A 12,713-nucleotide genomic window follows, 5' to 3' on the forward strand; every position below is an offset into this window, starting at 1 on the left:
AAAATAGTCTATAGTTACTTGCGCCATAAAAGCCCTTTTCTTAAAACCTGTCAGCTTTTTTGCCGCATCTTTCAAGCTTGATTTGATTTTTTCAGTCAGTTCAGTTACCATAGTTGAGAGTGGGAGTAACAAGTTGCTTCTCTAGTCTAGATGGTAATTTATTAATACGCAAGTCCCTTACTTTTTCGTAAGTCATCTTTCAATCTTAACTCTTGGACTATTTTATCCTATTTTGTCTAGACTTATGCAAGAGATCTAATCTTTAGGTTCTATCCCCAAGGCCCTTAACTGTTCCGCTAGGCGATCGGCTCGTTGTCGTTCCTGTTCGGCTCGTTGTCGTTCCTGTTGAGTGGATTCCTGGGAAGTTAACAACAAGTTACCTTCCCCATCCCACCAGCGAAGCCAGGGAAAGAACTGATTTTGGTATTCCCCTTGCCAAATTCCTAACTCTACCTTTAAAGGAGTAATGGGATAATGACCGCGCTGATTAGGAGTCATTTTTTGGTAACGACCATTAACTAACTGGTACATCTCGATCTGAGCCTTGTTAACTTCATAAATCCCATAAAAAGGAATTTGAATCGCTCGCTCATAGATCCAAAATTTACCCTTAACAGGCGTTTTATCCCGTTCTTCTTCACCATTACCAGAGACAAATTCTAAGGCAATAACCGGTTCAATGGTTTCTTTCCACATCACAAAGGAACGCCGGACTTGACCCTCAATCGTTGTGGGGACATGGGGAACATAAAACCAATCGGGAGCAACAGCACCCTTTTCTAGGGATTCTGGATACTCTGGCAATCGCCAATAAATCCCACAATCTCGACCTAGACAGTAATTACCGTCAGGATGTAATTGCTCTAAAAGGGGTGTAATAGTATGCGTTAAAAGGTCTGCTTGGGGAGGCTCTTGATAGTTTTTCACAAAACTTCCATCTTTATCGGGGAGTTGGGTGTGGTCGGGTAAAGGGGAAGCGCAATACGCTGTGGTCGAAGGTTCCTGAATTGTGGTTGAGGATTGTACAGTTTGGGTCATTGAACTCATCTTTAATTCCCCTATTTTTGTTATCTAGCTTTTATTCTATAACTGTTCTTCAAAACCTGCAAAAACTATGCCTGATCTCAATGCTATCGCCGGAATGACCGCTCTTCGCTCCCAGACAAAAGGCGATCCACTCATCAAAATCGCTGTTCTTGATGGACTAATTGATTTAGATATCGTCTGTTTCCAATCAGCAAATATGGCTCTCCCAGGTTTGGTGGGTAAAATGTATTCTAAGATACATTACTCAAGAGCGAGGGAGTGGAGCGAACCACAAAGACACAAAGGATACAAAGATCGATCGATCATATAGTAAGTTAAACTTATCACACAGAACCTAGAAGAGCCCAAATATTACCCGCCTTGATCCCTATTAGTCGGAAGAATTTACCATCGATCCGCAACACTTACAAGCCTTTTTAGATGTAGAAAAAAGTGGCAAAAGTGAGGAAGAAAAAGAGCATCTGTTCAAAGAAGAAATCCCCGAGGAAAACATCATCGCAAGTTTGCATTTGCGCTTCCATGCTAACCATATTATCAGCACCATTTGTGGACAGGCAGATTCACCGCTCCCCGCTCCCCGCTCCTCTATACCTTCTCAACGGAATTTAGTATAACCACTGAGGCCAGGGTTAGCTGTCGATCAAATTCAATTATAATTAACTTCTTATTCAAAATTTTAGTTAATTATGCGTTACAAACTTTTAGGTAATAGTGGTCTGCGAGTTTCCGAACTATGTCTAGGGACGATGACATTCGGGGAAGATTGGGGTTGGGGAGCGGATAAAGAGGAAAGTCGGGCGGTTTTTCAGGCTTTTGCGGAAGCGGGCGGCAATTTTCTCGATACTGCTAATATCTACACTAACGGAACCAGTGAAACATTAGTGGGGGAATTTGTCAAGGGCGATCGAGAAAAATGGGTAATCGCCACGAAATATTCTCTCAACACCCGTCCCGGGGATGTCAATGCCTGCGGAAATCATCGAAAAAACCTCTTTCAGGCGGTAGAAGCTAGTTTAAAGCGTTTAGGTACTGATTATATCGATTTACTCTGGCTTCATATTTGGGACTCTCTCACTCCTATGGAGGAAGTGATGCGTGCTTTCGATGATTTGGTCAGGATGGGAAAAGTGCTTTATATCGGCATTTCTGACAGTCCTGCTTGGATTGTCTCCCAAGCAAACACCCTGGCCACCCTACGGGGATGGACACCCTTTATCGGACTACAAATAGAATATTCTCTCAAGGAACGCACCCCCGAACGGGAATTATTGCCTATGGCCAAAGCATTAAACATCGGGGTGACAGCTTGGAGTCCCCTGGGAGGAGGAGTTTTAACGGGAAAATATAATCAACCCCACCCCGTCGATGGTCGTTTAAGCATGACCGACCAACCTTTTCAAATTTTTGATCGCGATCTGAAAATTGCCGAGACCGTCCTAGAGATTGCCAGAGAAATCGGGAAATCACCGGCACAAGTGGCGTTAAATTGGCTCAGAAATCGCCCTAACCCCATAATTCCTATCATTGGCGCTCGAAGATTGTCCCAATTGCAGGATAATCTCGCCTGTGTGGATTTTAACCTGACTGGGGAACAGCTGCAACGACTTGATAATATCAGTGCCATTTCCCTCGGTTTTCCCCAGGAACTTTTAGCCAGTCAATTTGTTCGCGATATCCTATTAGGAGGAGTAGCGGCACAATTGGACCGATGATGGAAGTTTTTGTTTATGGAACCCTGAAACCTAAAGAGAGTAACTATTCTGCCTACTGTGCAGGAAAAGTGATCAACTCTAAAACCGCCTACACAAGGGGGCATTTATACCATCTTACCGCCCTCGGTTATCCCGGACTGACCGAGGGGGATGGCTGGGTGAAGGGAATTTTATTGACTTTTAACGCAGATTATGATATTAGGCTTTTGGATAGTTTGGAAGATTATCAACCCGGCAGAGCTGCAGAAGAAAACGAGTATCAGCGTCGCAGAATCCCTATTTATAATCTAGGGCGAGAATTAATCTGCGAAGCCTGGGGATATGTGATGACACCAGCAAAAATAGCTATCTATGGCGGTATTTGGCTTCCTTCCGGTTGGTGGACCAGTAGCGATCGAGAATAGGGATGAGGGGGCCGATTCTGTTAAGATATACAAATTAAAAGCTTAATCGTGAAAAAATTATGTATCTACTCCTAGAAGTGGCCAGTGGCAAATTCCCCGTTTATTTCGTGGCAGTTTATGTGGTCGGTTTTCTGGCTGCTGTCACCATCGGTTCGATCGCTTGGTATAATTCTAAGCGCCCAGTTGGTTGGGAAGATGCCCAAAGACCGGATATTATCCCCGAAGTGAAGACAGATATAGATTCTGATTCTCGATCCTAGAAAAAGGCAGTTATCAGTTATCAGCTTCTCAAGGCAAGAGGCAAGGGGCAAAACACAGAATCTGGCAATTCTCCTACCTAAAAAGAAGGTTAGAAACTAAGCACATCAAAGCTTTTAGCTTAACAAATTAGGTTTTAGATTCAGACCTTGTTATCAGATGTGGGTTTTCAGTTCACTGATTACTGATTACTATTTACTGACAGAACTACCCATTCCCTTCCATCTTCCCTATTCTCCATTTTGCTATGAAACTAACAGCGATGTCCTTTAATATTCGCTACGATAAACCCGATCCTGATGAGCGTAATTGGCGAGTAAGAAGGGAAGCAGTAGCGGCTTTAATTGCTCACTATTCTCCTGATATAATTGGTACTCAGGAGGCTCGCGCTAATCAACTATTGGATCTACACCGTTTATTGCCAAAATACCAAAGTTTAGGCAGCGATCGCAGAGGGACAGGATTAGATGAACATTGTGCGATTTTATATCAACCAAGTCGGTTAAAATGTTTAGAAATTTACGAATTTTGGTTATCAGAAACTCCCGATATTATTGGCAGTATTACCGAAGCTTGGGGTAATCCCTATCCCCGCATGGTAACGGGGGCTAAATTTCGCACTCTTGAGGGGCAAACTTTGCAGTTTTATAACACCCATCTCGATTACTATAGCGACAAAGCTAAGGACTTAGGTGCTAAGTGCATACAGGAGCGTTTTTGTCAACTAGATTTAACAGAAGATTACCTATTTTTAACGGGGGATTTTAATGTTAATTCTCAGCAATTACCCCGTCAGATTTTAACTGAACCTCTCCAGACAGAAATTCAATTAAAGGACGCTTTAGCCGATTTGGAATTAGCGGAACAAATGAGCTTTAATAATTACACCGATACCCCTTATTTAGCCATCGATACCATTTATTATGATAGCCGTTTGCAGTTAGATTGGGCAAAAGTCGATCCTTCCCGTTGGTTGAATCTGATTCCTTCCGATCATTATCCTGTAATTGCTGCTTTTACCTTGCCCTAAAAATAGATTATTTTTGTATTTAGCAAATATATAGAGGGTAAAAGCTTCAGCAGACTTTGGTAATTCTATGGTTAAATTTTTTCGGTGTTTTCAAGAGGAAAAATTTCAATAAGTAGGTAGGCGTTAAAAATTATCAGACACCCCCCTTATCAAGGGGGGATCCCCCCGCCTATCGGCACCCCCCTTATCAAGGGGGGCAGGGGGGATCGAACCTAAAATCCGTTTTTAGTTTAATTATAACCAGCTACTTAAGTGCTATTTTCGTGGCTATTATCGAGGCAATTCTGTTTATTTTCCTCCGGGGATTAGTTACCAATTATCTGTTTATTTGATTAATTCCACCCCATCTTTGCCGTCAATCTCCTGTAGATAAACTCTTACCTGTTCCTCGGCTGCGGTGGGGAGTTTTTTGCCAGTAAAATCCGGGTGAATTGGTAATTCCCGATGACCACGATCAACGAGGACTAATAAGCGGATTTTTTGCGGTCTGCCATACTCAATAATAGCATTAAAAGCGGAGCGGATTGTGCGACCTTTGTAGATAACATCATCAACTAAAATCACGGTTTTTCCCGTGACATCTAGGGGCATTTTGGTTTTAGCAGGAGTGCGGGTTTTAATGCGATCAAGATCGTCGCGATAGAAGGTAATATCGATCGCTCCCACGGGAACTTTTACCCCTTCTAAGCTCTCAATTTGACTAGCAATTAAATTAGCTAAAGGCACTCCTCGCGTGTAGATACCGATCAAAATCAAATTATTCAAATCGCCACTTTTTTCGATAACTTCGGAAGCTAAACGGGTAATGGTGCGACGAATTTCGTCAGCCGAGAGAATTTCAATTAACTGTGAGGTCATAATTTTCCAAGACAAGGGGGGATAGGGGATAGGGAAATTTTTACAGCAATGGTCTTTTTTTACTTTTTCCTTTTTTCTTTTAAAACCATCTTCCCACTAACGAATATAATTATTTTCACTTACCTATTTTAACTCGATCGCTCATGAGTGATGAATTATTGCAAAAATCTGCCCTAGAATTAGCCCAACTGATTCGCACTAAACAAATCTCCCCCCTAGAATTAACCCATTTATACCTCGACAGAATTGAGAAATTTGACTGTCAAATTGGTAGTTTTGTCCATGTCGCCAGGGAAAGCGCCCTAGCCACCGCGGGCGCCCAAACGGAACAATTAAGTCAAATCGCCGCTACTGCCGAATTACCGCCTTTTTTTGGAGTTCCCACCGCCATTAAAGACTTAAATGCCGTCGCTGGAATGCCGGTTAGTTACGGAGTCGCCGCTTTACAGGGAAATATCGCCCAATACGACGAAGGAATCGTCACCAGAATGAAAATGGCGGGTTTTATCCTTCTGGGCAAAACTGCCACTTCCCAGTTAGGGTCCTTTCCCTACACCGAAAATCCGGGTTTTTTGCCGACTCGTAACCCCTTCAACCGCGATTATACCGCAGGAGGTTCCAGTGGTGGCGCGGCGGCGGCGGTAGCGGCGGGTTTCTGCCCGATTGCCCAGGGTTCCGACGGTGGCGGTTCCATTCGTACTCCGGCGGGTTGTTGCGGTTTGGTGGGGATAAAACCCAGTCGTGGGCGCGTTTCCTATGCCCCGGTGGGGGAATTTCAAAGCGGTATCGCCACTAACGGCACTCTTTCTAAGACGGTGGCAGATGGGGCGGCGCTGCTTACCGTGATTTCGGGCTATACGACGGGCGATCCCTACTGGCTACCCGATCCGCCCTTTTCTTTCCTAGAAGCCACTCAAAGAGCCGTAAAACCCCTAAGAATCGCTTTTTCTACTTCCATATCCCCCTTCGGCGAAGCGGCTGCCGTCTATAAAAATGCTGTGATCGAGACGGCTAAAATTTTAGAGGGTATGGGGCATCACTTAACGGAGTATTCTCCCGATTTACAGGCTTTAATCGCTCCTTTTCGCCGTATTTGGCAAGCGGGGACGGCAGCGGCGGCAATTCCCAGGGAGTTATTAAGTCCCCTTAACCAATGGTTATTGGACAATTCTGGCAGTGCGGGGGAATACCTGCAAGCGGTGCGGCAGATGCACGTTATTTCGCGGCAAATTGTGGCGATGTTTGATAATTTTGATGTCTTACTTTTGCCTATTTTCCTACATCAACCTCCCGGAATTGGTGAGTGGGAAAATTTACCACCGGAAGAAGCGGTTAATAAGATGATTGCGTGGATTGCACCTTCTCCTATTGCTAATGCGAGTGGTTTACCCGCGATTGCTTTACCCACAGGAGTGGATAGTCAGGGTTTACCCGTGGGAATTCAGTTAGTGGGTAAACCTGCTGATGAAATCACTTTGTTAGGTTTATCGGCACAATTAGAGGCAGCTAATCCTTTCGGTTTGATGGCTAATTTTAAGTAGGTAGGTGTTAAAAGTTGTCAGACACCCCCCTTATCAAGGGGGATCCCCCCGCCTATCGGCACCCCCCTTATCAAGGGGGGCAGGGGGGATCGAAGCTAAAATCCATTTTTAATTCAATTATAACCAGCTACTTAACTAGCAAGACTTTCGGTAAATTGGGGAATGGAAGCGATAAGTTTACGGGTGTAATCGCTTTGGGGAGAGTTGATAATTTCGTTAGCTGTACCGATTTCCTCAATTTTACCTTTATTCATCACCATAATCCGATCGCTCATAAATCTGACGACACTTAAATCGTGGGAAATAAAGATATAAGTGAGATTAAATTCCTGCTGTAATTCTTTGAGTAAATTTAAGACTTCCGCTTGTACGGAAACATCTAAAGCAGAGACAGATTCATCACAGATAATAAACTGAGGATTTAAGGCTAAAGCGCGAGCAATACAAACCCTTTGTCGTTGTCCTCCCGATAATTGATGGGGATAGCGATCAAACCAAGTAGGATCGAGTTTAACTCGTTCTAATAAATATTCTACTCTTTGCCGTTGCTTTTGGGAATTGCCGCCAGTATGATGAATAACCATCGGTTCTAAAATTGCTTTACCGATGGATAAACGGGGATTCAGGGAGTTGTAGGGATTCTGAAAAACTATCTGTAATTCCCGTCGCAGTAGTCTTAATTTTGGATCGCTGGGGTTTAATTTAGCGAGATTTTCTCCTCGGAAATAGATATTTCCAGAAGTGGCAGGAATTAAGCGCAGAATTGTCCTTGCTAGGGTGGATTTTCCGCAGCCAGACTCACCGACTAAACCGAGGGTTTCCCCCTGTTTAACGGCAAAACTGACCTGATCTACGGCATTAAAAAAGGTCTTGACTTGCCCGAAAACTCCCTTAACTGGAAATCTAACCGATAAATTTTCTACCGATAAAATATTCTCGTGATGTTGTAAACCTTCAATTCTGCTTTCTTCCTCCTGGAGAGTAATAAATTTAACTGCTGGTGGAGTAATTTCCTGTAAGTCAATAATCTTACCTTGAGAGTCTTTTTCCACTTGTAAAAAATCGCTGACAGTGGGCAATTTTTCGGGACGAGAGTTTAAGCGAGGACGACAGGCAAGTAAACCTTTTGTGTAGGGATGTTGGGGATAATTTAATACTTCTTCTTTTGTTCCCTGTTCGACAATTTCTCCTTGATACATCACGACAATTTGATCGGCAATTTCGTTAATAACTCCTAAATCGTGGGAGATAAAAACCATTGACATTTCTCGATCGCTTTTGCACAAATCGCGTAATAATCTTAATATTTCTGCTTGGACAGTCACATCTAAAGCGGTGGTTGGTTCATCGGCAATTAATAGGGTAGGATTACAAGAAATCGCCATGGCAATCATTACCCTTTGTAATTGTCCCCCCGATAATTCGTGAGGATAACGCTTGAGAATTGCCTCTTTTTGTTCTTGAATATAAGTTCTAATTTTTTCCCTGACATGACCCTTATTTTCTAAGGGAAAAGTTTCTATATATTTCTCCTCTAACTGTTCATCACTGGGTAATAAGCGCACTTCTTGCAGTAGAGAGATGGCTTGATTTTTTGCCTGTTCGGGGGTGACTTTTTGATGCAGTAAAATTGCTTCAGTGAGTTGAAACTCGATGTTATACACTGGATTAAGAGAACTCATTGGTTCTTGGAAAATCATCGCCATTTCTCCCCCGCGATAATAACGCAATTCTTCCGGGGGAATAGATAATAAATCTACTACTTGCATTGACTGACCTTTTGCTGGACGAAAGCAAATTTCTCCCCCGGTAATTTTTCCCGGAGAGGGAACCAATCCCATGAGTGCGAGGGAGGTGACAGATTTTCCTGAACCCGACTCCCCCACACAACCGAGAACTTGACCTTTCTGCAAGCTAAAACTAATGTTATTAACGGCGACTGTTGTTCTTTTCTGATTGGAAAATTCAACGGTGAGATGGTGAACGTCGAGAATTTTGTTATCCATAGGTCTTTATTCAGAAAAACAGATTCGATTTACTTATTAAATATAGCTTTTTCTGTTCCCAGTAGCTGGGTGCAATTAATTGGTAGATAGCTGGGGGAATCTCCCTTGCAAGGGAGAATTTTGCCAGCATTAGTGAATATTTTCGTCTCTCAGCGATCGCCATTTACCGGAGACTGGCGACTTTTTTAAAGAAAAAATTTTCTTTCCTGTCTCCCCTTTTAGATTAGACTGGTAATTGAGAATAATTAGCATTTATTTAAGCGATCGCAAGTCTTAGACAGTTTCAAAACCGTTGACTGAGGCTGACAGTAGTGCAGTTCTCACCCTTTGGCTACTTCAGTAAACTCGATCAGCTATCAAGGAATTATTATCACTCTTGAATGAAAGACCTTCATTACCTTACCTTTGGAGATAAGAAAAGCATGGACGATAAAATTAGACCGAATGAACCAGAAAAACCAGAAAAATCGCCAAATAAAGCCCAATTTTTCTGTTGGGGTGGTAAAAAGACAGAATTAGATAATGTCACTCCCACGGGTAATGACTTTGCTGCCACTTATCCTTTAGCACAAGTGGAAATGGGAAAAACCGTCTGGTTAGTGGGATTTCAGGGGACAGGAGGGATCAATCGACTCCTAGGTATGGGATTAAACCCCGGCATTCAATTACAGGTAATTAGTTCCCAAGGGAGGGGATCAGTTTTAATTGGCATTCAAGACAATCGTATCGGTATCGGGGCAGAAATGGCCGAAAAAATCCTCGTTAGTGACAGTCAACCGAAAAAACTGGAACCCAAAAAAGACCTACCTGAAGTAAGAACATTTCTGCGGGAGATACCCATAGGAAAAGCGGGTAAAGTCGTCGGTTATGACCGAGCATTGCGCGGATACAAAGGAAAATTGTTATCAATGGGATTAACTCCGGGGACAGAGTTTACCGTTATTCGTGTGGCACCTTTGGGGGATCCCGTCGAGATTCGAGTGCGGGGATTTCATCTCAGTCTGCGTAAACAGGAGGCAGACACTTTAATCGTCGAAGAAATAGACCCAAAAAGCTAAATTTAATCATCTAAGCCTATTAATTACTCAATATCCTAATTATGGTCAAACCCATTATCGCCTTAATCGGCAATCCTAACTGTGGCAAAACTACCCTTTTTAATGCTCTCACAGGAGCCAATCAACGGACCGGCAACTGGCCGGGAGTAACAGTCGATCGCAAAGAGGGACAATTTCAAGTTAACGGGGAAGATATCACCCTTGTGGATTTACCCGGAGTCTATTCCCTCGATGTGGAAGAAGGGGAGACAGGAATGGATGAATTAGTCGCTAGGGACTATCTGCTGTCAGGAGAAGCGGATTTAGTGATTAATATCGTCGATGCTGCCAATTTAGAGCGCAATCTCTACCTGACTACCCAAATCATGGAGATGCGTTTACCGATGTTGATTGCCCTAAATATGATGGATGTGGCCAAAACTAGGGGTATTGTGGTTAATCCGCAACTCTTAAGCGATCGCATGGATGCAATTGTCGTGGCGATTAGTGCGGTTAAAGGGGAGGGAATCGGAGAATTAAAGCAAAAAATTGGGGAATTAGTCGATGATATTAGCCATACTGCCGCTTATGTGGCTTATCCTGCGGTAATTGAGGAAGCTCTGAGCGAGATTGTTGCCTACATTAACGACCATAGCAGTAAAAGGATCGTTGAGCCAAGATGGACCGCTTTAAATCTACTGCAATACGAGGATCGCATCGTCCCAGAATTGCGCTCCCAGGAACTATTAAGCATTATCGTCAAGCATAGACGACAAATACACCAAGTTTTAGGGGAAGACCTTGATATTTTAATTGCTGATACTCGTTATGGCTTTATTCAACAAGTTACCCAGGGAGCCACTCAACGGACTGGACAGATAAATGATACCATGTCCGATCGCCTCGATCGGATTGTTCTCGATCGCTGGTTGGGAATTCCGATATTTTTGGGCGTAATGTACCTAATGTTCTTGTTTACCATCAATGTTAGTGCTGCCTTTATCGATTTCTTCGATTTAACTGCCCAGACTATCTTTGTCGATGGTTTAGCCCAAGTTTTACAAACAATCCATACCCCGGGTTGGCTAATTGCTCTGCTCGCTGATGGAGCGGGGGGAGGTGTGCAAACCGTCGCCACTTTTATCCCCGTAATTGGCTTTATGTTCCTCTTTTTGTCAATTTTAGAGGATTCCGGCTATATGGCCCGGGCAGCCTTCGTCATGGACCGATTGATGCGTTTGGTGGGATTGCCGGGTAAATCCTTTGTCCCCATGCTAGTGGGATTTGGTTGCAATGTGCCGGCAATTATGGCCACCAGAACCCTAGAAAATTCTCGCGATCGTTTAATGACGATTATGATGAACCCTTTTATGTCCTGTGGGGCCAGATTACCTGTTTATGCCCTATTTGCGGCGGCTTTTTTCCCCATAGGTGGTCAAAACATCGTTTTTGGTCTTTATATCTTAGGAATTCTCGCCGCTATTTTGACGGGATTGGTGATGAAAAAAACCCTACTCAAGGGAGAAGTCAGTCACTTTATTATGGAATTGCCTCCCTATCATCTACCGCGTCTAAAAGGAGTTTTAATTCGCACTTGGGAACGTCTGCAAGCGTTTTTATGGAAAGCTGGACGAATTATCGTTTTAATGGTGATGATTTTGGGACTACTCAACTCCGTCAGTTTTGATGGTTCTTTTGGTAATCAAGACAGCGAGCGATCGGTTTTAAGTGCCACCAGTAAAGCTGTAACTCCTATTTTCTCACCCATGGGACTAGAGCAGCAAAATTGGCCGGCAACGGTGGGCATTTTTACGGGAGTTTTTGCCAAAGAAGCGATGGTAGGCACATTAAACTCAATTTACAGCCAACTAGCGGGGGAAGATAACCCTAATCAGGGGGTAGCAGCCGAAAAATTCGACTTTTGGGGGCAAATTCAGGCAGCTATTGCCACTATTCCCGCCAATTTAGCGCAATTACCCAATCAATTACTTGATCCCTTGGGTTTAAATATTGGTGATCTGCAAGATCAAAAAACGGCTGCCGAAGAGCAAGAGGTAGATTTAGGAATCTTTGGGGCAATGGCGAAAAGATTTGATGGTCAAGCGGGAGCTTTTGCCTATCTATTGTTTGTTCTGCTCTATTTTCCCTGTGTTTCGGCCACATCGGCAGTATATCGCGAAACTAATGCCGGTTGGACTGCTTTTATTGCCCTCTGGACCACAGGAATGGCCTATATTGTTGCCACTTCCTTCTATCAAATCGCTACTTTTTCTCGACATCCGGGATTTTCTCTCTTTTGGATAGTCTTGATGGGTTTAACCGTAGTCGGGGTTTTATTCATCTTAAAAAATCTCCGTCCCCGAAAAATCAACCGTCCGGCAATTTAAAAGTAGGGTGGGTTAGGCGACAAAAAGCTAGGCAACTAACAAATTATTTAGATTCGCCGTAACCCACCGCAATCAAGCAATTTTTATCAATTTTTTCGCTTATAAACCATGATTTTAACCGATATACAGGCTTATCTTGCCAAAAATCAGAAAGCATCTCTGGCTGACTTATCCACACACTTTCGGATGTCAGCGGATGCCTTAAGTCCTATGCTCGATCGCTTGCTGAAAAAAGGGCGAATTCGCCTGATTTCCCTAGAAAAATGCGGAGGATGCAGCCGTTGTTCCCCAGAATCTATGGTTTTTTACGAATGGATTGAAGGCAATTCCACAGGGACAAACAGATAAAAGTTCACCACTACAGAAGTGATCTAAGTAGGTAGGCGTTAAAAGTTGTCAGATGCCCCCCTTATTAAGGGGGGATTAAGGGGGG

11 protein-coding genes are annotated in these 12,713 nt (G+C 43.4%); 8 read left to right on the top strand and 3 right to left on the bottom strand.

What is annotated here, in order from left to right; translation table 11 throughout:
• Positions 1–255: 255 nt before the first annotated feature.
• The gene (locus PN470_RS00365; RefSeq protein ID WP_036399999.1) at positions 256–1,047 is read right to left on the bottom strand and encodes a Uma2 family endonuclease; all 792 of its coding nucleotides are present in this window, start codon (positions 1,045–1,047) and stop codon (positions 256–258) included.
• Positions 1,048–1,733: 686 nt separating this feature from the next.
• Between PN470_RS00365 and PN470_RS00370 the strand changes: the two genes are divergently transcribed.
• The 4 genes from PN470_RS00370 (at position 1,734) to PN470_RS00385 (ending at position 4,451) form a co-directional block, all read left to right on the top strand.
• Positions 1,734–2,759 (top strand): aldo/keto reductase, encoded by a 1,026-nt coding sequence (locus PN470_RS00370; protein ID WP_271935388.1) that lies wholly within the window; start codon positions 1,734–1,736, stop codon positions 2,757–2,759.
• Entirely contained in the window at positions 2,756–3,163 is a 408-nt protein-coding gene (locus tag PN470_RS00375; protein ID WP_271935390.1) for a gamma-glutamylcyclotransferase family protein, read from the top strand. The genes PN470_RS00370 and PN470_RS00375 overlap by 4 nt, the downstream gene beginning before the upstream one ends.
• 59 nt (positions 3,164–3,222) lie before the next feature.
• Complete coding sequence (psb35, locus tag PN470_RS00380) at positions 3,223–3,423, top strand: photosystem II assembly protein Psb35 (RefSeq protein ID WP_002737145.1); 201 nt, start codon at positions 3,223–3,225, stop codon at positions 3,421–3,423.
• A gap of 245 nt (positions 3,424–3,668) precedes the next feature.
• On the top strand, positions 3,669–4,451 hold the full coding sequence (locus tag PN470_RS00385) for an endonuclease/exonuclease/phosphatase family protein (protein WP_272103318.1): 783 nt from the start codon (positions 3,669–3,671) through the stop codon (positions 4,449–4,451).
• 324 nt (positions 4,452–4,775) lie between these two features.
• On the opposite strand, the gene pyrR is transcribed toward PN470_RS00385, so the two are convergent.
• A complete protein-coding gene (gene pyrR, locus PN470_RS00390) occupies positions 4,776–5,309 on the bottom strand; it encodes a bifunctional pyr operon transcriptional regulator/uracil phosphoribosyltransferase PyrR (RefSeq protein WP_002742197.1) in 534 nt (177 codons plus the stop codon).
• Between the two features lie 143 nt (positions 5,310–5,452).
• Between pyrR and PN470_RS00395 the strand changes: the two genes are divergently transcribed.
• Positions 5,453–6,850 (top strand): amidase, encoded by a 1,398-nt coding sequence (locus PN470_RS00395; protein ID WP_271935392.1) that lies wholly within the window; start codon positions 5,453–5,455, stop codon positions 6,848–6,850.
• A gap of 131 nt (positions 6,851–6,981) precedes the next feature.
• Here PN470_RS00395 and PN470_RS00400 read toward each other — a convergent pair whose 3' ends face one another.
• Positions 6,982–8,856, bottom strand: coding sequence for an ABC transporter ATP-binding protein (locus PN470_RS00400; RefSeq protein ID WP_272103320.1), 1,875 nt, complete (start codon positions 8,854–8,856; stop codon positions 6,982–6,984).
• 422 nt (positions 8,857–9,278) lie between these two features.
• Here PN470_RS00400 and PN470_RS00405 point away from each other — a divergent pair, with 422 nt between their 5' ends.
• From PN470_RS00405 to PN470_RS00415, 3 genes are all read left to right on the top strand, one after another.
• The gene (locus PN470_RS00405; RefSeq protein ID WP_272103322.1) at positions 9,279–9,914 is read left to right on the top strand and encodes a FeoA family protein; all 636 of its coding nucleotides are present in this window, start codon (positions 9,279–9,281) and stop codon (positions 9,912–9,914) included.
• A 41-nt stretch (positions 9,915–9,955) separates the two neighbouring features.
• The gene (gene feoB, locus PN470_RS00410) at positions 9,956–12,280 is read left to right on the top strand and encodes a Fe(2+) transporter permease subunit FeoB (RefSeq protein ID WP_272103324.1); all 2,325 of its coding nucleotides are present in this window, start codon (positions 9,956–9,958) and stop codon (positions 12,278–12,280) included.
• A 108-nt stretch (positions 12,281–12,388) separates the two neighbouring features.
• Positions 12,389–12,628 carry a FeoC-like transcriptional regulator gene (locus PN470_RS00415; protein ID WP_002767419.1) on the top strand — a complete coding sequence of 80 codons (240 nt, stop codon included), beginning with the start codon at positions 12,389–12,391 and terminating at the stop codon, positions 12,626–12,628.
• The last annotated feature ends 85 nt before the right edge of the window (positions 12,629–12,713 follow it).

Origin of the sequence: Microcystis sp. CS-574, assembly GCF_028329095.1 — a bacterium.
GTDB classification, from domain to species: Bacteria; Cyanobacteriota; Cyanobacteriia; order Cyanobacteriales; family Microcystaceae; genus Microcystis; species Microcystis ichthyoblabe_A.

What these genes read in the sequence shown, in the direction of transcription:
- PN470_RS00370 (WP_271935388.1), top strand. Translation starts at nt 1,734, where the DNA reads ATGCGTTACAAACTTTTAGGTAATAGTGGTCTGCGAGTTTCCGAACTA.
- psb35 (WP_002737145.1), top strand. Translation starts at nt 3,223, where the DNA reads ATGTATCTACTCCTAGAAGTGGCCAGTGGCAAATTCCCCGTTTATTTC.
- feoB (WP_272103324.1), top strand. Translation starts at nt 9,956, where the DNA reads ATGGTCAAACCCATTATCGCCTTAATCGGCAATCCTAACTGTGGCAAA.
- PN470_RS00415 (WP_002767419.1), top strand. Translation starts at nt 12,389, where the DNA reads ATGATTTTAACCGATATACAGGCTTATCTTGCCAAAAATCAGAAAGCA.
- PN470_RS00385 (WP_272103318.1), top strand. Translation starts at nt 3,669, where the DNA reads ATGAAACTAACAGCGATGTCCTTTAATATTCGCTACGATAAACCCGAT.
- PN470_RS00405 (WP_272103322.1), top strand. Translation starts at nt 9,279, where the DNA reads ATGGACGATAAAATTAGACCGAATGAACCAGAAAAACCAGAAAAATCG.
- PN470_RS00395 (WP_271935392.1), top strand. Translation starts at nt 5,453, where the DNA reads ATGAGTGATGAATTATTGCAAAAATCTGCCCTAGAATTAGCCCAACTG.
- pyrR (WP_002742197.1), bottom strand. Translation starts at nt 5,309, where the DNA reads ATGACCTCACAGTTAATTGAAATTCTCTCGGCTGACGAAATTCGTCGC.
- PN470_RS00365 (WP_036399999.1), bottom strand. Translation starts at nt 1,047, where the DNA reads ATGAGTTCAATGACCCAAACTGTACAATCCTCAACCACAATTCAGGAA.
- PN470_RS00375 (WP_271935390.1), top strand. Translation starts at nt 2,756, where the DNA reads ATGATGGAAGTTTTTGTTTATGGAACCCTGAAACCTAAAGAGAGTAAC.
- PN470_RS00400 (WP_272103320.1), bottom strand. Translation starts at nt 8,856, where the DNA reads ATGGATAACAAAATTCTCGACGTTCACCATCTCACCGTTGAATTTTCC.